Source organism: Micromonospora sp. CNZ295 (genome assembly GCF_004217535.1).
On the sequence record NZ_SHKZ01000001.1, the window covers coordinates 3693240 to 3719031 of the forward strand.

The 25792-nt window shown below is 70.5% G+C and carries 17 protein-coding genes and 2 pseudogenes; 10 read left to right on the forward strand and 9 right to left on the reverse strand.

Going from position 1 to position 25792, the window contains the following annotated elements; all coding sequences use genetic code 11:
* Window positions 1–3 precede the first annotated feature (3 nt).
* Window positions 4–864 (reverse strand): arginase family protein, encoded by an 861-nt coding sequence (locus EV376_RS30220; RefSeq protein ID WP_165438018.1) that lies wholly within the window; start codon window positions 862–864, stop codon window positions 4–6.
* Between the two features lie 147 nt (window positions 865–1011).
* Here EV376_RS30220 and EV376_RS30225 point away from each other — a divergent pair, with 147 nt between their 5' ends.
* Window positions 1012–1812, forward strand: coding sequence for a helix-turn-helix domain-containing protein (locus tag EV376_RS30225; RefSeq protein WP_165438153.1), 801 nt, complete (start codon window positions 1012–1014; stop codon window positions 1810–1812).
* Here EV376_RS30225 and EV376_RS17440 read toward each other — a convergent pair.
* Complete coding sequence (locus EV376_RS17440; RefSeq protein ID WP_130324576.1) at window positions 1809–2204, reverse strand: VOC family protein; 396 nt, start codon at window positions 2202–2204, stop codon at window positions 1809–1811. The two genes, EV376_RS30225 and EV376_RS17440, sit on opposite strands and share 4 nt — an antisense overlap.
* A gap of 169 nt (window positions 2205–2373) precedes the next feature.
* Between EV376_RS17440 and EV376_RS30230 the strand changes: the two genes are divergently transcribed.
* The 4 genes from EV376_RS30230 to EV376_RS17455 all read left to right on the forward strand — a co-directional run bounded on the left by EV376_RS30230 (window position 2374) and on the right by EV376_RS17455 (window position 7460).
* On the forward strand, window positions 2374–2523 hold the full coding sequence (locus EV376_RS30230; RefSeq protein WP_165438019.1) for a hypothetical protein: 150 nt from the start codon (window positions 2374–2376) through the stop codon (window positions 2521–2523).
* A gap of 6 nt (window positions 2524–2529) precedes the next feature.
* Window positions 2530–3939 (forward strand): class I SAM-dependent methyltransferase, encoded by a 1410-nt coding sequence (locus EV376_RS17445; RefSeq protein ID WP_130324578.1) that lies wholly within the window; start codon window positions 2530–2532, stop codon window positions 3937–3939.
* Window positions 3932–5953, forward strand: coding sequence for an alkaline phosphatase family protein (locus tag EV376_RS17450; protein WP_486482670.1), 2022 nt, complete (start codon window positions 3932–3934; stop codon window positions 5951–5953). Before EV376_RS17445 ends, EV376_RS17450 begins: the two co-directional genes overlap by 8 nt.
* Window positions 5954–6176: 223 nt before the next feature.
* Window positions 6177–7460 (forward strand): citrate synthase, encoded by a 1284-nt coding sequence (locus EV376_RS17455; protein WP_130324582.1) that lies wholly within the window; start codon window positions 6177–6179, stop codon window positions 7458–7460.
* A gap of 264 nt (window positions 7461–7724) precedes the next feature.
* On the opposite strand, the gene EV376_RS17460 is transcribed toward EV376_RS17455, so the two are convergent.
* The 3 genes from EV376_RS17460 to EV376_RS17470 form a co-directional block, all read right to left on the reverse strand.
* A complete protein-coding gene (locus EV376_RS17460; protein WP_130324584.1) occupies window positions 7725–8423 on the reverse strand; it encodes a fasciclin domain-containing protein in 699 nt (232 codons plus the stop codon).
* A gap of 152 nt (window positions 8424–8575) precedes the next feature.
* Window positions 8576–10675 (reverse strand): M14 family zinc carboxypeptidase, encoded by a 2100-nt coding sequence (locus EV376_RS17465; RefSeq protein ID WP_130324586.1) that lies wholly within the window; start codon window positions 10673–10675, stop codon window positions 8576–8578.
* A gap of 109 nt (window positions 10676–10784) precedes the next feature.
* Window positions 10785–11441: a response regulator transcription factor gene (locus EV376_RS17470; RefSeq protein ID WP_130324588.1), complete on the reverse strand. Its 657-nt coding sequence runs from the start codon at window positions 11439–11441 to the stop codon at window positions 10785–10787.
* Between the two features lie 313 nt (window positions 11442–11754).
* Here EV376_RS17470 and glgX point away from each other — a divergent pair, with 313 nt between their 5' ends.
* The 4 genes and pseudogenes from glgX to EV376_RS17490 all read left to right on the forward strand — a co-directional run.
* The gene (gene glgX / locus EV376_RS17475; RefSeq protein ID WP_130324590.1) at window positions 11755–13872 is read left to right on the forward strand and encodes a glycogen debranching protein GlgX; all 2118 of its coding nucleotides are present in this window, start codon (window positions 11755–11757) and stop codon (window positions 13870–13872) included.
* A gap of 2 nt (window positions 13873–13874) precedes the next feature.
* Entirely contained in the window at window positions 13875–16223 is a 2349-nt protein-coding gene (gene treY / locus EV376_RS17480) for a malto-oligosyltrehalose synthase (RefSeq protein ID WP_130324592.1), read from the forward strand.
* Window positions 16220–17953, forward strand: a complete 1734-nt coding sequence (treZ, locus tag EV376_RS17485; protein ID WP_130324594.1) for a malto-oligosyltrehalose trehalohydrolase — start codon at window positions 16220–16222, stop codon at window positions 17951–17953. The genes treY and treZ overlap by 4 nt, the downstream gene beginning before the upstream one ends.
* 338 nt (window positions 17954–18291) lie before the next feature.
* Window positions 18292–18591, forward strand: a pseudogene (locus tag EV376_RS17490) (transposase); the annotation flags it as partial.
* 125 nt (window positions 18592–18716) lie between these two features.
* Here EV376_RS17490 and EV376_RS17495 read toward each other — a convergent pair.
* From EV376_RS17495 to EV376_RS17505, 3 genes are read right to left on the reverse strand one after another with little or no spacing between them, the layout of a single operon-like run.
* Window positions 18717–19706: a tyrosine-type recombinase/integrase gene (locus EV376_RS17495; RefSeq protein WP_130324599.1), complete on the reverse strand. Its 990-nt coding sequence runs from the start codon at window positions 19704–19706 to the stop codon at window positions 18717–18719.
* The gene (locus EV376_RS17500) at window positions 19703–20653 is read right to left on the reverse strand and encodes a tyrosine-type recombinase/integrase (RefSeq protein ID WP_130324601.1); all 951 of its coding nucleotides are present in this window, start codon (window positions 20651–20653) and stop codon (window positions 19703–19705) included. Before EV376_RS17500 ends, EV376_RS17495 begins: the two co-directional genes overlap by 4 nt.
* Entirely contained in the window at window positions 20650–21846 is a 1197-nt protein-coding gene (locus tag EV376_RS17505) for a site-specific integrase (RefSeq protein ID WP_165438021.1), read from the reverse strand. The genes EV376_RS17500 and EV376_RS17505 overlap by 4 nt, the downstream gene beginning before the upstream one ends.
* Before the next feature lie 195 nt (window positions 21847–22041).
* Here EV376_RS17505 and EV376_RS17510 point away from each other — a divergent pair.
* A pseudogene (locus EV376_RS17510) lies at window positions 22042–23037 on the forward strand (IS701 family transposase); the annotation flags it as partial.
* Between the two features lie 108 nt (window positions 23038–23145).
* On the opposite strand, the gene EV376_RS17515 reads toward EV376_RS17510, so the two are convergent.
* Window positions 23146–25761, reverse strand: a complete 2616-nt coding sequence (locus EV376_RS17515) for an NACHT domain-containing protein (RefSeq protein WP_130324607.1) — start codon at window positions 25759–25761, stop codon at window positions 23146–23148.
* Window positions 25762–25792 lie beyond the last annotated feature (31 nt).

The window sequence follows — 25792 nt, forward strand, 5'->3', positions numbered from 1 at the left end:
CGCTCAGGCCGCCAGCACCCCCGCGAGGACCTCGACGACGCGCTCCGCGTGCCGTCCGTCCGGGTCCTCGTCGGGGTTGAAGTCCGTGACGCTCATCCCGAGCAGCCGGCCCGAGCGCACCAGGGGCCCGATCAGGGCGGCGACGTCCGCCCAGTCCAGGCCGCCCGGCTCCGGGTAGGTGACCGCGGGCAGCACCAGCGGGTCGAGCACGTCCAGGTCGAGATGGAGCCAGGCCGGCCCGACGCCGTCGGCGGCGAGGTCGCCGCCCACGGCCGCCGCGGCAGGACCGCGCAGCCGCTCCGCCGGCACCGAGTGGATGGCCGGGTCGAGCCGGGTCGCCTCGACGGCCGATTCCGCGTCGTACGGGGGGCGGCAGCCCAGCAGGTGCACCTGGTCGGGGTCGACCAGCGGCCCTTCCCGGTCGAGCAGCCCGGTGGGGCCGTGCTCGGTCACCACCGACAGGTCCATGTCCGCCGCCTCACCGGTGGGGGAGGTGGCGCCGTCGAAGAAGTCCCGGTGCCCGTCGAGGAACCAGAGCGTCAACCCGGACGGCAGCCCCTGCAGGATGCCGGGCAGGATGGCGCAGTCGCCGCCGACGATCAGGGGGCACCGGCCCGCGTCGACCAGTTCGGTCACCCGGGCGGCGATCGCCCGGCCGGCGCGGCGTACCTGGTCGGCGCCGATCACCCCGGTCTCCGGGTCCCGGACCGGGTCGGTGATCACCGCGTCGACCGCGCCGCCGTCCTCGGCGGCCAGCCGGTCGACCAGCCCGGCGGCGCGCAGCGCGACCGGCGCCCGTCGCTCGCCCCGGCCCCGGCCCCGGCCGGAGGAGTCCAACGGCGCGTCCACCACCGTCCATCGCACAGGACCGAGGCTAGTCGGTCCCGGCCCGGCGCCCGGCGGGCACGCGAAGATCGGATGATGCCCAGCCGGTCGACACGCCGGGGCGCGGACCGGCTGACCATCATCCGTACGGCCGGCATGTCCGACCGGGGTGGCAGGCTGGTCGGCGTGTACCGGGAAACTCCCGCCGGGATCGCCGGCGCCGTGCTCTGGACGGCCAGGACGCCGGCCGGGGTCGGGCCCACCCGGGTGCTGCCCGACGGCTGCGTCGACCTGCTCTGGTCGAGCCGGGCGGGGCTGCTGGTGGCCGGCCCGGACCGCCGGGCGTTCCTGAGCCAGGGCCAGCCGGGGGAGCGTTGGGTGGGGCTGCGCCTGCCGCCGGGCACCGGCCCGGCCGTCCTCGGCGTGCCGGCGGTGGAGTTGCGCGACCGGCGGGTGCCCCTCGCCGCACTCTGGGGCGACCGGCCGGCCGCCGCGCTCGCGGCCCGACTCGAAGACAACCCGGCACGGGCCCGGCAAGGCGACCCGGCCCTGGCCGGGCTCGGCGACCCGGCGCGGGCCCGGGCGGAGGGAGGACCCGGCACTGGCCGGGGACGGGACCTGGTCGGGGACGACGTGGCCCGGGTGCTCGTCGGGGTGGTCGCCAGCCGGCTGCGGGAGGCCGGCGGCCCGGACCCGCTGGCCGCCCGGGTGACCGCCGCGCTGGCGGCCGGCGCCCCGGTGGCCGAGGTCGCCGCCCGGGCCGGGCTCGACCCGCGGGCCCTGCACCGCCGCGCCCGCCACCTCTTCGGGTACGGCCCGAAGACCCTCGCCCGGATCCTGCGCCTGCAGCGGGCGTTGGCCCTGGCCCGGGCGGGCACGCCGCTGGCCGAGGTGGCGGCCCGGGCCGGGTACGCCGACCAGGCCCACCTCACCCGGGACACCCGCGACCTGGCCGGGGTGCCGCCGACGGCGCTGCTCGGCCGCTAGCGCGGCAGCGGGGCGAACAGGTCCACCCCGTTGCCTTCCGGGTCGTGCAGCACCGCGTACCGCTGGCCCCAGAAGGCGTCCCAGGGCTCGCGCTCGCCGTGGTAGCCGGCGCCGGTGAGGTCGGCGTACCAGCGGTCGACCTCGGCCGGGTCGGCGCAGCGGAAGGCGAGGCTGATCCGGGGGCTGCCGGTGGGCGGCGTCCAGTCCGGGTCGAACGAGCGGATCATGTCGAGCGCGTCCCAGGCGAGCCGGACGCCGCCGGGCAGGGTCACCTCGACGTGCGGCTCGGTCTCCGCGCCGTCGGGGATGTCGAGGCCGAGCCGGCGGTAGAAGTCGAGGGTGCGGGCCATGTCGGCGGTGACCGTTCCGATCAGGTCGAACTGAGGCGTCATGCCGGCCACGCTAGGGCCGCTCCGCCGTCGCGTCTTGAACGGATCGGCGCGGGCTGCCCGGTCTCGCCCTCGCCGCGCCGGGATTCCGCGTACTGTGTCGGACAAGTCCGGCGTACCGGTCAAATACGAACGGGTGGCGCCGAGAGGTCGAGACGGGAAGGAGCGGTCGGTGAACCATCTGGCCTACCTGGACGCGGGATCGGGCAGCCTGATCGTGCAGGCGGTGGTCGGCGGGGTGGCCGGCGTCGCGGTGGCCGCCAAGCTCTACTGGCGGCGCCTGGTGGACCGGTTCCGCAAGCAGCCCTCCGACCGGCACTGACCGGCGATGGCACCTCCCGACACCGACCTGCGGGCCGAGCCGGCGTCGTTCCGGGACCCGGCGAACCGCGTCTTCCACCACGGCACCGAGGTGCTGCGCGGGCTGGACGAACGGGCCGCCGCCGATTGGCGGGCGCTCGCCGCCAGCGACTTCTTCCCCGCGCTGCTCGACCAGGGCAAGGTCTGCGGCACGGTCGAGGCCGGCCCGGTCCCGAAGGGGTGGGCCGCCGTGCTGCGCCACGAGCGCATCCCGTTCGTCACGCACCCGTACGAGTGGTCCCACGCCATGCTGCGCGACGCGGCCCTGCTGCACCTGGAGATCCTGCGGGCGGCGCTGCCGGCGGGCTTCACCACCAAGGACGGCTCGGCGTACAACCTGCAGTGGCGCGGCGTGGAGCCGGTCTTCATCGACGTCGGCTCGTTCGAGCCGCTCCGCGAGGGCGAACCCTGGGCCGGCTACCGGCAGTTCTGCCAGACGCTGCTCTACCCGCTGCTGCTCGGCGCCCACCTCGGGCTGGACTTCCAGCCGTGGCTGCGCTCCCGCGTCGACGGCATCGAGGCCGACCAGATGCGCCGGGTCTTCACCGGCCGGCGGCGGCTGCTGCCCGGCGTACTCACCCACGTGCACCTGCACGACGCGATGCAGCGGCGCAACTCCCGGTCCAGCACGGCCGAGGTCCGCACCCAGTTGCGCGCCGCCGGCTACTCCCGGGACCTCGCCGTCGCCACCGTACGCGGGCTGCAACGCCTGGTGAGCCGGCTGGACCGGCCCACCCCGGCCAGCCACTGGATCGACTACCAGCGCACCTGCGGCTACACCGCCGAGGACCGGGCCGTGAAGGAGCGCTTCGTCGCCGCCTCGCTGGCCGCCGGGCCCGCCCGCCTCGCGCTCGACCTGGGCGCCAACGACGGCCGGTACGCCCGCCTCGCCGCCAAGTACGCCGACTACGTCGTCGCCGTCGAGCAGGACCCGGGCGTGGTCGACGGGCTGTACCGGGCGTTGCGGGCCGACCGGGAGCTCCGCGTCCTGCCGCTGGTGATGGACCTGGCCGACCCGTCGCCCGGCGGCGGCTGGCGGGGCGTCGAGCGGGCCGCGTTCGCCCAGCGGGCCCGGGCGGACGTCGTGCTCGCCCTGGCCGTGGTCCACCACCTGGCGATCGGGCGCAGCGTGCCGCTGCCCGAGGTGGTCGACTGGCTGGCCGGCTTCGGCACGCCGGGTGCCCGCCTCGTCGTGGAGTTCGTGCACCCGGAGGACCCGATGGCCCGCCGGCTGCTGGCCAACAAGCCGGAGAACCTCTTCCCCGACTACCGGCGCGACGAGTTCGAGCGGCTGCTCGCCGCCCGCTGCCACGTGGTGGACCGCCTCGAGCTGCCCTCGGGCACCCGGACGCTCTTCCGGGCGGTCATTGGTGGCTGATCCGGCCGGCGCGGGTCGGCCGGACCGGGCGCGGCGCGGCTGGCGGGCGGAGGGGGGCCGGCTGCTGGAGGTCGCCGCCCTGGTCGGGCTCGTGGTCACCCAGCCGTTGCTGGACGTGCTCGGCCGCAGCCCGGACTTCTTCCTGTTCCACCGGGCCGACCGGGGCGAGATCCTGCTGCTGGCGGCGGTGATCGCGATCGTCCCGACGGTCGCGGTGGGCCTGCTCGGCGCGGCGTCGTTGCTGGCCGGGCGGAGCACCCGGGCGGTCACCCACACGGTGCTCGTCGGCCTCCTGCTCGCCGCGCTGGCCGTGCAGGCCGGCCGGCACGTGACGCCGCTGCGGGGCGTACCGCTGCTGGTGCTGGCGGTCGCCGCCGGCGCCGCCGGTGCGGCCGCCCACCGACGCTGGCGCGCCCCGGCGCGGGTGCTCCGGGTGGCCGCGGTCGGGCCGCCGGTGTTCGTGGCGCTGTTCCTGCTCGTGTCGCCGACCTCGGCGGTGGTCCTGCCGCGCTCCGACGGCGGCGCCGCCGGGGCGGCGGGCGCCGGCGGGCACCCGCCGGTGGTCATGCTGATCCTCGACGAGCTGCCGCTGGTCTCCCTGCTCGGCGCGGACGGGCAGCTCGACGCGGCCCGGTTCCCGCACTTCGCGGAGCTGGCCGCCGGCTCGACCTGGTACCGCAACGCCACCGGGGTCAGCGGCTGGACGCCGTACGCGCTGCCGGCGATGCTCACCGGCCGCTACCCGGCGACCGGGGCCGCCCCGCACTACTCGCGGTACCCGGACAACCTCTTCACCGCCTTCGGCGGCCTGTACGACATCCGAGCCGAGGAGAGCATCACCCGGCTCTGCCCGCCCAGCCGCTGCGAGACCCCGGTGCAGCCGGAGCGCGGCACCGGGGTGCTGGTGCGGGAGAGCGCCAAGCTGCTGGGCCGGCTCGCCGCGCCGGTGGACAGCCGGGTCGACCCGGAGGACTCGTACCGGGAGCGGACCGCCGCCGAGGCCGGCATCGACGCCGCCGAGCCGGCCCCGGAGGACCCGAAGTTCCGCTGGGACCGGCTGAACGCCAACCAGCCGGCCCGGTTCACCAGCTTCCTCGCCGGGCTGAGGCCGTCCGCCCGGCCCACGCTGCACTTCCTGCACCTGCTGATGCCGCACTCGCCGTGGGCGTACCTGCCGTCGGGGGTGCGCTACGACGCCCCGGAGGACTTCCCGAACGAGGGGGACGGCTGGGTGGAGCTGGCCCGGCAGCGCCACCTGGCGCAGCTCGGCTACACCGACCGGCTGATCGGCGAGACCCTGCGTACGCTGCGCGCCACCGGCCTGTACGACCAGGCGCTGCTGGTGGTCACCGCCGATCACGGCGTGAGCTTCACCAAGGGCGCGCAGGGCCGGGGGATGGGCGCCATCCGGGTCGCCCCGGACGAGGTCGCCTGGGTGCCGCTGTTCGTGAAGTCCCCCGGCCAGCGGGCCGGCCGGGTCGACGACCGCAACTGGCAGCACGTCGACCTGCTGCCCACCGTCGCCGACGAGGCGGGGATCCGGCTGCCCGGACCGGTCGACGGGCGGTCGGCCCGGCAGGGGCCCCGGGCCGAGGCGGGCAAGGTCTTCTACGACCGGCCGGCCCAGCCGACCCCGATCGCCGGCGGGCCGCCCGCCGCCGCGCCACCCCCGGCGGCGCACCCGCTGGTCGGCACCGCGGTGCCGGCCGGGCCGACCGCCGGAACGGCCCGGGTCGGCAACCTGGCCGCCTTCCGGGACGTGGACCCGGACACCGGCCGGCTGCCCGCCGTGGTCTGGGGCGACCTGCCCGACGCCGTGCCCGACGGCACCCCGCTGGCCGTCGCGCTCAACGGCCGGGTCGCCGCCGTCGTGCCGGTCGTGCCGCGCGACGCCGGCGGCCGCCGGTTCGCCGCCCTGATCGCCGACGACCGGCTCTTCCAGGCCGGGACGAACCGCCTCGACCTGCTCCTTCTCGCCGCCGACGGCACGCTCACCCGCCTCGCGCTCTCCTGACCGCAGCTCACCCGGGTTGCCGGCCGGACCGGCACCACGAGTCCCGGCCCGGTCCGGTCCCGCGCCGCTCACGGCCGCACCGGTGGGTTTCCCAGCCGCCTGGTCGGGAATCGGGTGACGCATACCTCACCGGAGAACCACCGCGGGCAGTGTCCCCGGAACCGCGAATACGGTAGAAGCGAAGGCAATTCAACGAAGATCTGCCGGCGAAGCGAGGAACCACATGACGGAAGTCAAGCTCGATCACCCCGGTGGGCAGCTGTCGATGCCGGTGCACGCCGCGGTCGAGGGCCCCGCCGGCATCGGAGTGGGCAAGCTGCTCAAGGAAACCGGGCTGACGACGTACGACCCCGGTTTCGTCAACACGGCAGCCTGCTCGTCGGCGATCACCTACATCGACGGCGACGCGGGGATCCTGCGCTACCGCGGGTACCCGATCGAGCAGCTGGCCGAGAAATCCTCCTTCCTGGAGGTCTCGTACCTGCTGATCTACGGCGAGCTGCCCACCCAGCAGCAGCTCACCGACTTCACCGAGCGGATCCGGCGGCACTCGCTGCTGCACGAGGAGATGCGCCGGTTCTTCGACGGCTTCCCCCGGGACGCGCACCCGATGGCGGTGCTCTCCTCGGCGGTCAGCGCGATCTCGACCTTCTACCAGGACAGCCTGGACCCGTTCGACGCCACCCACGTGGAGATGTCGATGGTCCGGCTGATGGCGAAGGTGCCGACCATCGCGTCGTACGCCTACAAGAAGTCGATCGGCCAGCCGCTGCTGTACCCGGACAACTCGCTCGGTTACGTGGAGAACTTCCTCCGGATGACCTTCGGCGTGCCGGCCGAGCCGTACGAGGTCGACCCGGTGATCGCCCGGGTGCTGGACATGCTGTTCGTCCTGCACGCCGACCACGAGCAGAACTGCTCCACCTCGACCGTCCGGCTGGTCGGGTCCAGCAACGCCAACCTCTTCGCCTCCGTCTCGGCCGGCGTGAACGCCCTGTTCGGCCCGCTGCACGGCGGCGCCAACCAGGCGGTGCTGGAGATGCTGGAGCGGATCCAGGCCGAGGGTGGCGACGCCCGGTCGTTCGTGCAGAAGGTCAAGGACAAGCAGACCGGCGTCAAGCTGATGGGCTTCGGGCACCGGGTCTACAAGAACTACGACCCGCGCGCCGCGATCGTGAAGAAGGCCGCCCAGGACGTGCTCGGCCGGATGGCCAAGCCGGACCCGCTGCTGGACATCGCGATGCAGCTCGAGGAGATCGCGCTCTCCGACGACTTCTTCGTGTCCCGCAAGCTCTACCCGAACGTGGACTTCTACACCGGCCTGATCTACAAGGCCATGGGCTTCCCGACCAAGATGTTCACGGTGCTGTTCGCGCTGGGCCGGCTGCCCGGCTGGATAGCGCAATGGCGCGAGATGATCAACGACCCGGAGACCAAGATCGGCCGCCCGCGGCAGGTCTACACCGGCGCCGCCCAGCGCGACTACGTCGACTTCGACCAGCGCTGACCGCTGATCCGCGCTGACCGCTGATCCGCGCTGACCGCTGATCCGCGCTGACCGCTGATCCGCGCGAAGGGGCCCCGCCACCGGCGGGGCCCCTTCGCGCAGGTGCCGCCGGACGCCCGTTCGCATGGTCACGCTCGATCGCACAAGTAGTGGCCTGGTGCGCGCCCCGAAGCCACTACTTGTGCGATCGAGCACGATCTTCACGCGCGGGGCCGGGGATGGGCGACATGCGCGGTGGAAAGGGCGCCCGCCGGGTGCGGAAGATCAGTGCGCGGCGTGGTCGTCTTCGCCGGCGGTGGTGGGCAGGTCGCCGAGCACCCCGTTGATGACGTGGATCCGCGCTCTGGCCGCCCGGTAGTCGGCGCACACGGTGTCGGCCTGGTCGGCCAGCCGGACGCCCGCCGGGCCGCCGCGCACCGTGAGCTTGCGGCCGGCGAGGGTGGTGACCTGGCCGGCGTCGGCCAGGTCGGCCAGGGACAGCGACCCGGCGACGAGGTGCTCGCGGAGCAGGCCGCGCAGCGTGTCCTTGTCGGAGAGGAGCAGGCGGTCCAGGTCCGCTCCGGAGAACTTCGCCGCGAAGGCGTCGTCGGTGGGGGCGAGGATGGTGACCTCGGATCCGGCGTGCAGGTCGGCCAGCCCGGCCGCCCGGACCGCCGCCTCGAACGTGGTGAGCACGGGAATCCACTGCAGGGCCACGCTCGCCGGTTGGCTGGCCAGCGCCGCCGGGTTGCCGGGCTCGCTGCCCGACGGCAGCGCGTCGCACAGCGGCCCGGTCACCCGGGAGGACGACGCCGCCCCGGCACCGCCGGTGGGGCCGGCACCGCCGGCTCCGCCGCCGCCCGAGCAGGCGGCGAGAAGCAGGGGCACGACAACCCCGAGTACGGCCAGCCGGCCGGCCCGCCGCCGCGAGCGGTACGAGCGCCGCCGGTGTGGCTCCGGCGAGACGGTGAGGAACGGGTCCACGGCGTTCTCCTGGTCCGGTCGCGAGGTCGAACGATTCGGTTCGTGCCGGCCGGCTCGACGGGTGGGAGCCCGTGGTCGCGCCGGCTCAGCAAGGCAGGTCGTGCCGGCAGGCCCGACGGGGTGGGCCTGCCGGCACGACGTTCAGCGGGTCGCTAGGCGGCGCACTGGCCGTACGTCGGACCCGTCACCGAGTTGCCCAGCTGCAGGTCGTCCGGCGCGGCGGCGTTGCCGCTGCAGCTCAGCGGACCGGTCACGGTGTTGGCGGCGACCAGGGGCGCGCCGCCCCGGGTGCCGGACACCTCGACCGGGCCGGTGATCTTCGCGTCGACGACCACCACCGGACCGTCGGTCTGCCCGATCCGGACCGGGCCGACGACCGTGCTGTCGGTCAGCAGGACGCCGGCGGCGCCGCTGGCCTCCACCGGGCCGGTGATCTGGGAGCCGGTCGCGATCAGGGTCGCGCCGGGCCGCACCCGGACCGGGCCGGTCACCGTGGCGTCCCGGAGGCAGGTGACCCCGGTGACCACGAGCTGGCCGGCGTGCTGGCCGGTCACGGTCGGGTACACCCGCTCGCCGCCGACCAGCTCCTCGACGCCCTGCGCGTCGAGCAGGAGCGGGATCAGGCCGCGCTCGGGCTGGTTCAGCGGTACGACGTACCCGTCGGCGACCTTGACCACCTTCCAGCCGTGCGAGGCGAGCCGCTGCGCGACGGTGGTGCGCTGGCCGACGGGGCCGTCGGTGCGCTCGCCGTGGTACTGCTCCTCGGTGAGCTTGTAGGCGCACGGCGGGTTGTCGAGGATCAGCTCCTCGCGCGGGGCGTCGATCGGCGGCGGCGCCTCACCCGGGTGCGGCGACGGGTACGCCGGGATCTGCCGCGAGCCGCGGAAGACGATCCGGCCGGTGTTCGACACCTGGAACTTGATCGAGTCGGCGCGGGCCGTCTTGATCGCCGACAGGTTGGCCCGGTGGTAGTCGAGGAACTGGTTGAACGTCCAGAGCGCGGAGTACGACTTGCGCCGCCGGTTGTTCGCCGTGTTGCCCTCGTCCGGCCGGGTCTGGCCGCCGGAGCTGCGCAGCTCCAGCAGGGAGTTGACGACGTTCTTGAGGCCCGCCGTGTTGCGCAGGATGGTCTCCTCGCTCAGGCCCACGTTGCCGCCGCCGTTGCACCCGTACGGGCAGGCCCACCAGCCGTCCTTGGCGCCCTGGGCGTACATGTGGCCCTCGATCATCTGCCTCGACTCGTCGAAGATCGACTGGGCGACGTTCTGGTGCCGCGGGGGCAGCATCGGCAGGTCACCGGCGCTGGAGTTGCCGTACTCGTGCCCGTCGTAGCTGGCCACCGGACGGTAGTCCCGCAGCATCCGGACGAACGCGGCGTTCTCCGGCTGGCGGATCAGCGAGTAGTCGCGGTTGAGGTCCTGCCCGGTGGAGTTGCCCCGGGTGTTGGCCGCCCGGCCGTCGCCGTTGATCGTCGGGACGATCAGGACGGTGGTGTTCGACAGCAGGTCGATCGTGCGGGCGTCGGTGCCGAACGCGAGCTGCCGCGCCATGATCAGGCAGGCCTCCCGGTCACCCGGCTCGTTGCCGTGCACGTTGCAGTTGATCAGCAGCGGCGAGGTCTTCGCCACCGCCTCCGGCGTGGCCGGCGGGGTCGGGTAGCCGATGACGAACATGTTGATCGGCCGGTTCAGCACCGTCCGGCCGATCTCGGTGACCCGGACCCGGTCGCTCAGCTCGTCGACCGCCGCGGTGTACGCGTACTCGTTGACGTCGCTGGTGTACTGCGCGCCGAGGGTGGTCTCCCACTGGGTCCGCAGGTTCTGACCCGGCACGTTCGGGTCGCCCCACGGCTCGTTGGTCTTGCCGGCGACCGGCTCGGAGTACGGCTGGGCGGTCGTCCCGACGCGGGCGCGTACCCGCCACTGGAACCGGGCGCCCGGGTTGAACCCGGCGTCGGCGAAGGTCGGCTCGGAGTTGTTGACCTGGCGGTTCGGTCGCCACACGCCGGTGATCACCGAGGGTCCGGTGGCCGTGCCGTCGTCGGCGACCGGGGTCCGTTCGATCTGGTAGTCGGTGGCACCCTCGACCGGAGTCCAGGCGAGGGTGGCGAAGCCGTCGCCCTGCCGGACCGTCAGGCCCTGGACCTGGTTCGGCTCGTCCTGGGCCGCCTGCGCGGGCAGCGGCCCGGTGACCACCGCGAGGCTCGCGGCGAGCAGGACGGCTAGGAGGGCGGTCGTCCGTCTGTCTTTCATGGAAGCTCCCGGAAAGATGGGATGACTCAGTCCGGACAGGACACGCCATCCGCGCCGCCGGCGGGCGGCGGGGCAAGATTTATTGAGGAGGATCTGAGGAACCGGCGCGTCAGGCGGGCCGGAGCCGGTAGCCCACCCCGCGTACGGTCTCCACCATGCCGGCGTCGTCGAGCTTGCCGCGCAGGGCCGCCACGTGGACGTCGAGCGTGTGACCGGACTTCCAGGTGGTCTGCCAGATGTCCATCAGCAGCCGCTCCCGGGGCACCACCGTGCCCGGCTGCCGGGCCAGCGCCATCAAGAGGTCGAACTCCTTGCGGGTCAGCGCCACCTCCCGCCCGGCCAGCCAGACCCGCCGGGCGTTCAGGTCGACGCGCAGGTCACCGACCTCCAGCGTCGACTCGGCCCGGGCCGTACGGGCCGCCCGGCGCATCACCGCCTCGATCCGGGCGTGCAGCTCCGCCATCGAGAACGGCTTGACCACGTAGTCGTCGGCGCCGGCCCGTAACCCGGCCACCCGGTCCTGCTCCTCGGAGCGGGCGGTCACCGCGATCACGGCCACGTCCTCGTCCCGCCGGCGGAGCTGGCGGCACAGTTGCAGGCCGTCCCCGTCCGGCAGGTTGAGGTCGAGCAGGACGAGGTCGACCGGCCCGGCGGCGATCGCCTCGGCGGCGTTGGTGGCCGTGATGACCTGGTAGCTGCGCCGGCGCAGCGCGGTGGCGAGTGCGGACGCCACGCGCAGGTCGTCCTCCACCAGCAACACCCGCACCCGCGTCTCCTCGGACCTCGCCCCACCAGGTCAAAGCGAGTCTGTCTCACCGGACCGGTCATGACCAGCCGCGACGAAAGATCATGACCGCACGACGGACGCGCCTCGGCCGTCCCGACGATTGCGGCCCGGGGGCGTCCCGTCACCGGACGGACGGCTCAACCGGGGACCCTTCCGCTACCGGAGGCGTTAATAAGGGGCCCTTCCTTTCCAATCGGGTGGATTGGCGGCGCAGGCTGTGGGGCAATAGGCGCGTGCGCGCCGCCGCCGGATGGTGCGCTCAGGTGCGTTGCGGGGTGGCCGAGGGAGCGACATGCAGGTCTGGCCGGGTGAGCGGTACCCCCTGGGGGCCACCTACGACGGGATGGGCACCAACTTCGCGATCTTCTCCGAGGTCGCGGAGAAAGTCGAGCTGTGCCTGTTCGACGAGTGGGACGTCGGCACCGAGCGCCGCGTCGAGCTGCGCGAGGTCGACGCGTACGTCTGGCACGCCTACCTCCCGGGGGTCGAGCCGGGCCAGCGGTACGGCTACCGCGTCCACGGGCCGTACGACCCGGCGAACGGGCTGCGCTGCAACCCGCACAAGCTGCTGATCGACCCGTACGCGAAGGCCATCGACGGGGACGTGCGGTGGGACCCGGCGGTCTACGACTACGAGCACGGCGACCCGGAGACGATGAGCACCGCCGACTCGGCGCCGTTCATGCCGAAGTCGGTGGTGGTGAACCCGTACTTCGACTGGGGCAACGACGCGCCGCCGCGCACCCCGTACCACCACTCGGTGATCTACGAGGCGCACGTGCGCGGCCTGACCATGCGCCACCCGGACATCCCGGAGGAGCTGCGCGGCACGTACGCCGGCATCGCCTCCCCGCCGATGATCGAGCACCTGCGGACGCTCGGCGTGACCGCGGTCGAGCTGATGCCGGTGCACCAGTTCGTGCACGACCACCGCCTGGCCGACCTGGGGCTGCGCAACTACTGGGGCTACAACACCATCGGCTTCTTCGCCCCGCACCACGGCTACTCCGCGCTCGGCCGGCTCGGCCAGCAGGTGCAGGAGTTCCGGGGCATGGTCAAGGCGCTGCACGCCGCCGGCATCGAGGTCATCCTCGACGTGGTCTACAACCACACCGCCGAGGGCAACCACCTCGGCCCGACGCTGAGCTTCAAGGGCGTCGACAACCCCAGCTACTACCGGCTGAGCGAGGCGGACCGGCGCTACTACGTCGACTACACCGGCACCGGCAACAGCCTCAACGTGCGCAGCCCGCACTCGCTGCAACTGATCATGGATTCGTTGCGCTACTGGGTGACCGAGATGCACGTCGACGGCTTCCGCTTCGACCTCGCCGCCACTTTGGCGCGGGAGTTCTACGAGGTGGACCGGCTCTCCACGTTCTTCGAGGTGGTGCAGCAGGACCCGGTGGTCAGCCAGGTCAAGCTGATCGCCGAGCCGTGGGACGTCGGCCCCGGCGGCTACCAGGTCGGCAACTTCCCGCCGGTGTGGACGGAGTGGAACGGCAAGTACCGGGACACCGTCCGCGACTTCTGGCGCGGCGAGCCGGCCACGCTCGCCGAGTTCGCCTCCCGGATCTCCGGCTCGGCCGATCTCTACCAGGACGACGGGCGCCGCCCGTTCCACAGCATCAACTTCGTCACCTGCCACGACGGGTTCACGCTCAACGACCTGGTGTCGTACAACGACAAGCACAACGAGGCCAACGGCGAGGAGAACCGCGACGGCGAGAGCCACAACCGGTCGTGGAACTGCGGCGTCGAGGGCGACACCGACGACCCCGGCATCCTCGCCCTGCGCGCCCGCCAGCGCCGCAACTTCCTGGCCACGCTGATGCTGTCGCAGGGCGTGCCGATGATCGGCCACGGCGACGAACTGGGCCGCAGCCAGCGCGGCAACAACAACGCGTACTGCCAGGACAGCGAGCTGGCCTGGATCGACTGGGACCACGCCGACGCCGACCTGCTCGACTTCACCCGCAAGCTGGTCGACTTCCGCCGCCGGCACCAGGTGTTCCGGCGCCGCCGGTTCTTCACCGGCCTGCCGGTGCGCTCCCGGCTGGTCGACGAGCCCCTGCCCGACCTCGCCTGGTACACCCCGGACGGGCGGGAGATGACCGGCGAGGACTGGGGCAACGACTTCGGCCGGTCGGTGGCGCTGTTCGTCAACGGCGAGGGCATCCGCGAGCGCGGCCAGTACGGCCAGCGCCACGTCGACAGCTCCTTCCTGCTCTGCTTCAACGCCCACGACGCGCCGCTGGACTTCACCATGCCGCCGGCCGAGTTCGGCCAGCGGTGGGAGCTGGTGATCAGCACCGCGGACCCGGAACCGGAGAAGACGACAGTGGTCGAGGCCGGCGGCTCGCTGACCGTCCCCGACCGTTCCCTGGTGGTCCTGGAGAGGACGGTCTGAGCATGCCCCCTCCACCCGATCCGGTCCGGGCACTGACCAGGGTGACGACGCCGTCGCCGACCCACCGGGTCGGGGCGACCTACCGGCTCCAGGTCCGCCCCGGCTTCGATCTCGACGCCACCGCCGGGCTCGCCGGCTACCTGGCCGACCTCGGCGTCTCCCACCTCTACAGCGCGCCTCTGCTCACCGCCACCCCGGGCTCCCAGCACGGCTACGACGTGGTCGACCACGGCCGGGTCAACCCGGAGCTGGGTGGCGAGCCCGCCCGGCAGCGCCTGCTGAAGGCGCTGCGCACCGCCGGGCTGGGCCTGGTCGTGGACATCGTGCCCAACCACGCCGGGGTGGCCCGCCCGGAGGCCAACCCGGCCTGGTGGGACGTGCTGCGCCGGGGCCGCGACTCGGCGTACGCCCGATGGTTCGACATCGACTGGGCGCGGGGCCGGCTGCTGCTCCCGGTGCTCGCCGACGACCCGGCCGCGCTCGACGACCTGAAGCTCGTCGACGGCGAGCTGCGTTACCACGAGCGCCGCTTCCCGATCGCCGACGGCACCGGCGACGGCACCCCGCGCGAGGTGCACGACCGGCAGCACTACGAGCTGGTCGACTGGCGGCGCGGCGACGCCGAGCTGACGTACCGCCGGTTCTTTGCCGTCTCCGACCTGGCCGGCCTGCGGGTGGAGGACCCGGAGGTCTTCGCCGCCACCCACGAGCTGATCCTGCGCTGGGCGGAGGCCGGGGAGATCGACGGCATCCGCGTCGACCACCCGGACGGGCTGCGCGACCCCGCCGAATACCTGGCCCGGCTGCGGGCCACCGCCGGGCCCGTCTGGCTCATCGTGGAGAAGATCCTGGAGTACGGGGAGGAGCTGCCGGACTGGCCGGTCGACGGCACCACCGGCTACGAGGCGCTCGCGGCGGTCTCCGGTCTCTTCGTCGACCCGGACGCCGAGGCCGACTTCACCGCCCTGGACACCCGGATCGCCGGCCGGCCCACCTCCTGGCCGGATCTCACCCACGACACCAAACTGGAGGCCGCCACCCGCCTGCTGGCGGCGGAGCTGACCCGGCTCGCCGGGCTCGCCCCGGAGACGGCTCCGCACGCCGTGCGCGCGGCCCTGGCCGAGCTCGCCGCCGCGTACGCCGTCTACCGCGGCTACCCGCCCGAGGGCGCCCGCCATCTCGCCGACGCCCGCGCCGAGGCCGGCCGCCGCCGCCCCGAGCTGGCCGGCGTGCTGGACGCGCTCACCCAGCGACTGCGCGACCCCGACGACGAGCTGGCGAAGCGGTTCCCGCAGTTCACCGGCGCGGTCATGGCCAAGGGCGTCGAGGACACCGCCTTCTACCGGTGGAGCCGCTTCGTCGCGCTCAACGAGGTCGGCGGCAGCCCCGCCCACTTCGGCACCCCGCCGGCCGAGTTCCACCGCTTCGCCGCCGCCCGGCACGTGCGCTGGCCGAAGGCGATGACCACGATCTCCACCCACGACACCAAGCGGTCCGAGGACGTCCGCGCCCGCCTGGCCGTCCTGTCCGAGCTGCCGCTGCGGTGGCGCGGCCTGATCCAGGACTGGATGGCACGGTTCCCGCTGCCCGACCCGGAGTTCGCGCACCTGCTGTGGCAGACCGCCGTCGGCGCCTGGCCCGTCGAGCGCGAGCGCCTCCACGCGTACGCGGAGAAGGCGGCCCGGGAGGCGTCGACCGCGACCAGTTGGGCGGACCCGGACCCGGCCTTCGAGGCGGCGATGCACGACCTGGTCGACGCCATGTACGGCCCGTTGCATGCGGAGCTTTCCGCTTTCGTCGAGTCGATCACCCCGGCCGGCTGGTCCAACTCGCTCGGGCAGAAGCTGGTGCAGCTCGCCATGCCCGGCGTGCCGGACACCTACCAGGGCACCGAGCTGTGGGACAACTCCCTGGTCGACCCGGACAACCGGCGGCCGGTCGACTTCGCCGTACGCCGGGAACTGCTGGCCCGGCTCGACGCCGGCTGGCGGCCCCCGGTGGACGAGTCCGGCGCTGCCAAGCTGCTCGTGGTGTCGCGGACCCTGCGGCTGCGCCGGGACCGGCCGGAGCTGTTCACCGGCTACCGGCCGCTGCCGGCGCGCGGACCCGCCGCCCGGCACGTGATCGCCTTCGACCGGGGCAGCGCGATCGCCGTCGCCACCCGGCTGCCGCTGCGGCTGGCCGCCGCCGGCGGCTGGCGCGATACCACGCTGCCGATTTCCGTTCACGCTGTTACGGACATGTTCACCGGACGGGTCTACAGTGGGTCTGAGCTGCTACTTCATGATCTCTTGCGCACCTATCCCGTCGCCCTCCTCGCTCCCGTCGAAACCGTGGAGGCAGCCGCATGACCGAGTTCAGCGTGTGGGCGCCCGAAGCCGCCCGGGTCCGGCTGCGCCTCTTCGGCGGGGCCGACCACGAGATGCGCGCCGCCGCCGGCGGGTGGTGGCGGGCCGAGATGCCCGGCGCCGGCCCCGGCACCGACTACGCCTTCCTCCTCGACGACGACGATTACGCCCTGCCCGACCCGCGCTCGCTGTGGCAGCCCGCCGGGGTCCACGGCCCGAGCCGGGTCTACTCCCACGCGTCGTTCCCCTGGACCGACACTGCCTGGACCGGCCGGCAGCTGCCCGGCAGCATCCTGTACGAGCTGCACGTCGGCACGTTCACCCCGGAGGGCACCTTCGACGCGGCCGCCGGCAAGCTCGACCACCTGGTCGACCTGGGCGTCGACCTGATCGAGCTGCTGCCGGTCAACGCCTTCAACGGCGAACACAACTGGGGGTACGACGGGGTCTGCTGGTTCGCGCCGCACGAGCCCTACGGCGGGCCGGACGGGCTGAAACGCTTCGTCGACGCCGCCCACGCCAAGGGGCTGGGGGTGATCCTCGACGTCGTCTACAACCATTTCGGGCCCTCCGGGGCCTACGCGCCGATGTTCGCGCCGTACCTCAGCGAGCAGTCGAACCCGTGGGGCCGCACGGTCAACCTGGACGGACCGCACTCCGACGGCGTGCGCCGCTACATCATCGACTCGGTGCTGATGTGGCTGCGGGACTACCACGTCGACGGCCTGCGCCTGGACGCCGTACACGCCATGCCCGACTCCCGGGCGGTGCACCTGCTGGAGGAGATCGCGGTCGAGGTCGAGACCCTGTCGACGCACCTGGGCCGGCCGCTGTCGCTGATCGCCGAGTCCGACCTCAACGACCCGCAGCTGGTCACTCCTCGGGAGGCCGGCGGGTACGGCCTGCACGCCCAGTGGAACGACGACGCCCACCATGCCTTGCACACGCTGCTGACGGGGGAGCGGCAGGGCTACTACGGGGACTTCGGTTCGCTGGAGGCGCTGACCGATGTGCTGACCGGCGGGTTCTTCCACGCCGGCACGTGGTCCTCGTTCCGGCAGCGGCATCACGGGCGGCCGGTGGACCGGCAGCGTCTGCCTGGGCACCGGTTGGTTGCGTATCTGCAGAACCATGACCAGATCGGGAACCGGGCGGTTGGTGATCGGCTTTCTTTCTCGCTGTCGCCTGGGTTGTTGCGGGTGGGGGCGGTGCTGCTGCTGACGGCGCCGTTCACGCCGATGCTGTTCATGGGGGAGGAGTGGGGGGCTTCCACGCCGTGGCAGTTCTTCACTTCTCATCCGGAACCTGAACTTGCCGCTGCTGTCGCCTCCGGGCGGCGGCGGGAGTTCGCTGCGCACGGGTGGGCTTCGGCTGACGTGCCGGATCCGCAGGATCCGGAGACGTTCCTGCGGTCGCGGTTGGACTGGGCGGAGCTGGACAAGCCGGAGCACCGGGAGATGTTGGAGTTCTACCGGCGGTTGATCGCGCTGCGTAAGAGCCGGACGGATCTCTCGGATCCGCGGCTGTCTGCGGTGGACGTGCGGCACGGGGATCAGTTCCTGGTGATGCGGCGGGGGGAGTGCCTGGTGGCGGCGAACCTGGCTGGTCGGGGGCAGGGGATCTCGCTGCCGGGGGTGGTGCGGCGCGTGCTGTTGGCAACCGGGGACGGGGTAACGGTGATGCGTGACCGCATCGAGCTGCCAGCGGAGACAGCGGCCATCGTGGCACTTTGACTGATCACGCGCACCGGAACGTGCGGACCGATGATAACGCTCGTAGTTCTGCGGCGAAGCTGGCCAGAATTATGCGACCAAACTGCTCCAGACGCTTGGGCTTGAGAACGGCGTGGAAATCACGCGCAGGCCAAATAGAGTGCGGACGGAGGCGGTCGGATGTTAGTACGGCAGCCCGGGTTCGTTATGTAGATGACCGGCGATGAGTTCAGCTGGGTCGGGGCTGGTGGGCGTGTCTGCGGGCATGGAGGCGGCCGCCGGTTGATCATGCACTGTTTGTGAGGACAAGTGAAGATCGTGCGGCGGCCGCTGGGCACAGCGTAGATGCCGAGGGATGGCTGGCGGAGTTCGACACCGGGTTCGCGTGGATCGCGGGCCGGTTCTTCCGGGTCGAGCCGCGCCGGCAGGCCAGGTCGTTCCTGCTCGGGTTGTTGTCGGATGTGGACAGACGGTCGTGTTGGCAGTTGGCTGAGCAGGCTGGGGATGCGTCGCCGCATGCGATGCAGCGGCTGTTGGGGGAGGCGGTGTGGGACGCCGACGCGGTCCGTGATGACGTACGGGGCTATGTGATCGACGCGTTGGGCGACCCGGGCGGGGTGCTCATCTTGGATGACACCGGTGACCTGAAGAAGGGTGTGTAATGCCGAACTCGGCATTACACACCTTATGGCGAGCCGGCGGTTATGCCGCGGCCGACGGGAATGTCGTGTGGTTGTTCGGGTCCTCACCGTCGGACGCGGCATAACTGCTGGTGGGGGCCAGGTCAGAGTTGTTTGAGGAAGGCGAGTAGGTCCTCGCTGGCCTGGTAGCGGGCGGGGTCGGTGTTCGGCGGGGTGGTCCGGGCGATGGCTTGTTCCTTGAGGGCCAGGTCGGCGTGTAGGTAGATGCGGGTCGTGGCTGGGGATTTGTGGCCGAGCCAGAGCGCGATGACGGTGATGTCGACGCCGGCGTGGAGCAAGTTCATCGCTGCGGTGTGGCGCAGGGTGTGCGGGGTGACGTTCTTGGCCTGCAGCGATGGGCAGGTGCGAGCTGCGGTGGCAGTGTGTTTGGCGACGAGGCCGGCGACGGCGTCATGGGACAGCCGCGTGCCGCGACGGGTGACGAACAGCGGGTCGGTGCCGGCTGGCCGGTGGGCGGTGAGCCAGGTGGTCAGGACGCTGACGGTGTGCGCGGTCAGCGGGGTGCAGCGGTCCTTGCGGCCTTTGCCGTGGCAGTAGACGTGCGCGCCGACGCCGAGTTGGAGGTCGCTGGCGGTGAGCGCGGTCAGTTCCGCGACGCGTAGTCCGGTCTGTGCGGTCAGTGCGAGAAGGGCGTGATCTCGGCGGCCGTGCCAGGTCGTGGTGTCGGGTGCGGCCAGCAGCGCGTCGAGTTCGGTGGGGTTGAGGAAACTCACGATCGTGGTGGTGGCCCGTTTGGTCTGGATGGCCAGGACCCGGCTGATCAGGTCGGCGTGTTCGGGTGCGTGCAGGCTGGCGTAGCGGAACAGGGAGTGGATCGCGGCCAGCCGGTTGTTGCGGGTGGCGACGGCGTTGCCGCGCTTCGTTTCCAGGTGGTGTAGGAACTCGCCGATGGTGACGGCGTCCAGGTCGGTCAGGTCGAGCTGGGCGGGGAGCCTGCCGGTCCGCTGGTGGATGTGGGTGAGCAGCAGCCGCAGCGTGTCGCGGTAGGAAGCGATGGTGTGTGGGCTGGCGCCGTACTGGGTCATCAGCCGGTCGGTGAAGAACGCCTGCAGCAGCGGGGCGAGCGCGGTCACGGCCCGGTCACCTCGCCTCGCTCGGGTGGCGTGTCCTGGTGGACTGCCGCGTCGAGGCGTTGCGCGGCCAGTGCCAGTAGCTGCGGAGTGGCCTGCAGATACCAGTAGGTGGCTTCCGGGCTGCTGTGGCCGAGGAACGTCGACAGCACCGGAAGCCGGGCCGACACGTCGACACCAGCCTCATACCAGGCGATGAGGACGTCGACCGCGAAGGTATGACGTAAGTCGTGGATGCGGGGGCGGCGGCGTCCGGGCGGAGTGTGGATGTCAGCGGCGGCCAGGAGTCTGGCGAAGATCTGGTGAACACCGCGGTGCTGGACTCGCTGGCCGGTGGCAGTCAGGAAGAACCCGGGCGAGACCGGGGTGGGGCAGAGCCGGTCGCGGCGCGCGGCGTAGCCGGCGAGCATCTGCGCCGTGGTGGGGTGCAGCGGGACCAGGCGGGTCTGATCGTTCTTGCCGGTCACCGTCACCGCCGCCTCGTGCTCGTCAACCTCGCTGCGGTCGAGCGCCAGGGCCTCGCCCACCCGCAGACCGCTGGCGGCCAGCAAGCTGATCAAGGTCTGCATCGTGGCCGCGGGCAGCGGCGCGGCGATCGTTCCCGCGGCGTGCACCAACGCCGCGACCTCCTCAGCCGAGTAGTGGTAAGGAGTCGGCCGATGCGCCCGGCCGGGCAGCAGCCCGGGCGGTGGGACCTGGCAGTCCGGGTCGAATGCCGCCAGGTAGCGGGCGAAGCCGCGCACCACCGCCAGCCGCCGTTGCCGGTGCGCGGTAGTGGTGCCGCTGGGCTCGCTCGCCCATCCCAGCGCCGCGGCAACCGTGACGGTCCTCTGGCCGTTGTGGTCGAGCCGGTCGGCGAACTCCAGCAGCATCCGGCCCTCGCCGCGAAGCTTGAAACCCAGACTGCGGCGCATCGCCAGGTACTGCTGCGCCCAGGTTCGCATCCTCATCGCGGTGCTCCCTGCGGGCAGGGCCTGGCCAACTCGGCCAGCCGGGCCTGGTCCAGCCGGGCATAGATCGCGGTGGTCCGCTGCTGGGCATGACGCAGCAACTGCCCGATCTCCTCCATCGACGCGCCGGCCGCGAGCAGATCGCAGGCCGCCGCGTGCCGCATCCCGTGCGGCCCGAACCGGGACACCCCGGCCCGGCCGCACGCGGCACCGACCAGAACGGTCACCGACGAGGTCGCCAACCCGGTGAACGGCGCCTTCACCGTGATGAACACGTTCCGCGCTGCGGTGGCCGCTCTGCCGTGCAGCAGGTAGTCGGCGATCGCCGCGCCAACATCAGCCGGCAACGGCAGCACATCGACCCGGCCGCCCTTGCCGCGCACGGTCAACTCGCCCGCCCGCCAGTCAATGTCGGCCAACTCCAGTCGGGCCACCTCACCGCCACGCACCGCCAGCCGGGCCAGCATCAACAGGATCGCGTAGTCCCGACGCCCGACCGCGCTGTCCCGATCACAGCCGGCCAGTACCGCCCGGACCTGTTCGCGATCGGCCGCCCGCAGCCGGGCCAGCTTGCGGGGCCGACCCCGCCCAGCCGGGACCGCACCGGCCAACCCGGCCGGAACGCGCCCGGTCAGGTGCAAGAACCGCAGCAGCGACCGCAACGCGGGCAGCGTCACCATGTCCAACGCCGTACTCCGCCGCCGTGTGCTCCAGTCCCGCACGAAGTCGATGACCTGCCCCGCCGACAGCCCCAGCAGCGCCTCCTCCAGCGGCCCGGACAGCCCAGTCAAGAACGTCCGAGCGCATCGCAGGTAGTGCTTCACCGTGCCCGCGGCCAGCCCGCGCTCGTCTTCCAAGTACCGGCGGTACTCGCTCAACAGCACATCCACTGGCGCCACCGCGGCAATCACCGCAGGCGGCGGGACCGCCCCCAGCCGGCGCAGATACCCCAGCACCGGCGCCAACGCCCGTTCACTGGTCCCGGCCCGGACACCAACTGACCGGCGTTCCTGCTGAAACTCCCGCACGACCACGCTGGTCAACTCACCCGTGACCAGACCACGCTCGACCAGCCAGCGGCTCAGATCCGCCAACCGGTGCACATGATCGACGATGGTGTCCGGCGAGAACCCCTGCCCCGCCAAGTCCTCGCGCAGCCCGTCAACGAACGGCGCGAGCGGTCCCTGCACCACGACTCGACGGCGACGCCGTCTCACATCCTCCGCGTCCATGATCCTCTCCTGTCTGTCGATGGACCCATCGACCAGACACGAGAAACCCTCGACCACGACGGACAACCGCTGCGTAATGCCGCGCGACGCCGAAGAATCAGCGCGCTGACCAGCATGGCTCACGAGCAACGCGGCATAACCACCGGCTCGTCATAAGGTGTGCACACCGTCGGGGTGCAGCGGCAGTACACCGGCACGGCGGGGCGGGTGGAGAACGCGCAGGTCGCGGTCTACCTCGCCTACGCCGCGCCGGGCGGTTACACGTTGATCGACCGGGAGGTCTACCTGCCCAAGGCGTGGACCGATGATCCCGATCGGTGCGCCGCCGCCGGCATCCCGGCTGACGTCGGGTTCGCCACCAAGCTCGTCCTGGCCCGGCGGATGCTCACCCGCGCCCTGGAGGCCAACGTGCCGGCGGCGTGGGCCACCGCGGACGAGGCCTACGGCGGTGACCGGCAACTCCGCCGCGACCTGCAAGACCACGGGATCGGCCACGTCCTCGCCGTGGCCCGCAGCCACCGGGTCACCGCCCGTCCGGCCGACGGCCCGCTGCGCGCCGACCGGCTCGCCGCCGACCTACCCGCCCGAGCCTGGAACCGGCTCTCCGCCGGCGCCGGGTCGAAAGGCGCCCGCGACTACGACTGGGCCTGGATCGCCATCACCGCGCCCGCCGACGAGACCACCGGGCAGCACACCCTGCTGATCCGCCGCCGGATCAGCGACGGCGAGCTGGCCTTCTACCGCTGCTGGTCACCCCAACCAGTCCCGCTGCGCGTCCTCGTCCGGGTGGCCGGAACCCGATGGTCCATCGAGACCTGCTTCCAAACCGGCAAGACCATCGGCCTGGACGAACCCCAGGTCCGCCGCTGGCACGCCTGGCACCGCCACGTCACCCTCGTCATGCTCGCCCACGCGATCCTCACCGTGATCGCCGCCCGCGAACACGCTCACCACCGGCCAGCCGACCACCAGTCGATCCCGATGACCCTGCCCGAAATCCGCCGCCTGTTCGCGAAGCTGATCACCAACACCGTCCACCCGATCAGCCACTGGCTGACCTGGTCACACTGGCGACGCCAACACCAAGCACGCGCCCAGACCAGCCACTACCGCCGCCGCGCGCGGCCAATGCATCAACACGCATCTACATAACAAACCCGGGCTGCCGTATTAGGGCGAGAAACCGGCGAGAGAATGGTTGCGTCGTCCTTCATTCTTAGCCCAGAATGGCCCTCTGGAGAGTAACACACAGCAATGCCACTAGTGTTGTAGTGGCTCGGTATTCCGATATTTGCCGACGGCTGATTCAACCAATGAATGTGAGGCTCGTGTCGCAAGCAACTTGCCTGGGCGAAAGAACCAGGGCCCACGGGTAATGAGCCTGACGCGATCAGCTACTCTGTGGTCCTGCAGCATCCCAAGCAAGAACCAGCTGAAGTGAGTTAGTCTTGTCTCGGTATAGACAACAAAATTGTAGAATGCCCAGAATAGTGCTATTACGCCGAAACCTACAAAGTAGAGTGGCTTTTCCTTTGTAACGAACGCAGCTATCATCACGACTGCATAGGCGCCGAGAGCGATAGCTCCAGCGTGCCAGCGGTTTATCCAGAGAAATTTAGAGAAGAGGCACGATCCAGGAGCTTTCAATTTTGCGAGGCGGGAGCATAGCGGAAACTCCGCTGCGTCGATGACGTCGGTAGCATGGGCGTTAGCAACCACGCTCGCCGAGTAGGTTAGCAGATTGAGGTCGAGGTCTCGCCGGGATCCTCCCCTGACGAACCATCGAAATCGGCGAGGGATAGAGCTAGGGGGTGCGAACTTAAGAACCGAGTAGGGTTCCTCGATAAGCGAAAAGGCGGAGAATGGACTGCGCATCGCCGCCTCGCAAACGATCAAAGCATGCTGTAGGTCTGGAACCTCCCGTGTGCTTAGATCGTCGATGACGAGTGAATAGAGAGGCATATTGGCAAGATTCTCCACGATTATCGCGGGATGATCGACGATCATATCTACCTCAAGGGATCGCGCCAGACGGAACGCTGCCTGTGGATCGACCGAGGCGTACGAACCAAGCACCGCGACAAGGCGTCCACGGTCGCCTTGGATGAGCATCTTAAGAAGTTGCTCGTGCGTAACTGTACTGGCGGATCGATTGTATGCATCCCGCCATTCGGCCTCGTCAGCCAGAATGACCGTAAAGAGGTGAAGCCGCTGAAGCCACTCTCCGTCCCACCGGGACTGGGGAGCATTGGCCAGAAAGTCCGCCTCGGAACTGGCGTAGGAACTCCACGTTGGATGGTCGTATGCTTGTGTCTCTAGGAAGACGCGACCCAAGACGCGGGGATCATGTAACCCTGCAATATCGTCTAGCATTCGTGCGCGCATCACGCGTGACATGAGTCCCGCAGCGAAAGGAAGAACCTCGATCAACTTTGTTGAGCTCTGAGCGTCTTTAGAGACGAAATCCGTGTGAATAGAGATCAGTTCCAACCATCCTCGTTCGCGCCCATTAATCGCCTCCTTAGCAGCCAGGAACTCGCAGAAGGTCAGATGTATGAATCGAAGGGTCTCGCCGGCTCTCTCCTCGGACATCAGGCCGGTTTCCTTGCAGACCTCCCGAAGCTTGACAGCAGCAGCAATGCGCGAGGTGCATCCGTATATCTCAGCTGCGACGTCGACCGCGCGCTCCCAGCTGATCAGATTGGCTGGCTGCGACGGATCTGTCAGGTTCTCGAAGGAAAGAATGCCGAATAGACGTTCTCGTTGTTCGCGGATGGTGCTTTTCATGGGCAAGTCCAACTGTCGGTTACGCCTGAACAGAAGAAGCTCGTCTACGACCCGGGAGTAGAACCCAGTGCGGGTGTCAGGCGTTCCAGCATTATTTCCTCCTTGGTCGCTAGCGACATACATGGCTAGCACCAGTGGATTACTGCACATCTCTCGCAAGGTCGGGCGGTCGGTCAATTCGGCGAATATCCTGTTGATGGTTGCCTTGGGCGGGGTGGTATCCAAATATGGCCAGGCTGAGAGGAAGTTGTAGATGTCAGCGGGTGTGAAAGGCTGAACGTGGTATACCGTGGGAAACGCGTCCGAGAACCTTGACCTGATTTGCCGATAGAACTGTGTTCGCATAGTTACGGCGAGCTTGTTATTAGGTCCGGCATTGGCTAGGCGGTCGCTCAGTGAAACAATGGCCTTGGCTACTGCCGGATAGCTATCTGCGGATACCTCATCCAGTCCGTCCAGTAGGACCATGACCCCTCGGCTGGCGATTGACAAATCGAACAGTTTCCCCATCTGGTAGCCCCCTACTGACTCGATCCTTCCCCGCAAGAACCGGATGGCCCAGTCGCCGAGAGCTCGGTCGGAAGTTGTCCGTTTCGGGGGTACGAAGTTCTTAAGGTCAACAACAATAGGTAGGGGTGCCTGCTTTGAGTGTATTGCATCTCGACATGCATCCCTGAAAGTCTTCTTGACTAACGAGGTCTTACCGGAGCCCGGATCGCCGATGATCTGAATTCGGGTTGCATCGTCGGCCCATATTCGTGTAGTGGCTGTGGCCCGCCGGCCAGCGCTTTCAAGTCGGAGGGGAACGAACGTCGAATCAGTCGGCAGGGCGGCTTCAGCCGCTCCTGGCACTTGGAGAAACTTCGTAGCGTCCTTAGCTAGCTCCGCGTGGCAGTACCTCTTCAGGCTCATTCTTGTTGTTATCGATTCAGCTATAAACCTATCTGCCACCCAGAATGCTGCGTCTAGAATTTGCCTGGTATTTGCCTGAATGAACCTTGATACCCTCCGGAGTATAAGAAAAATGATTGGAATAATCAGGGCCGTGGCAATGGCGGTCTTGATGTCGAACTCTAATAATTGCGACATTTCTATCCATTTCTCGTTTTCTTTACTGTGC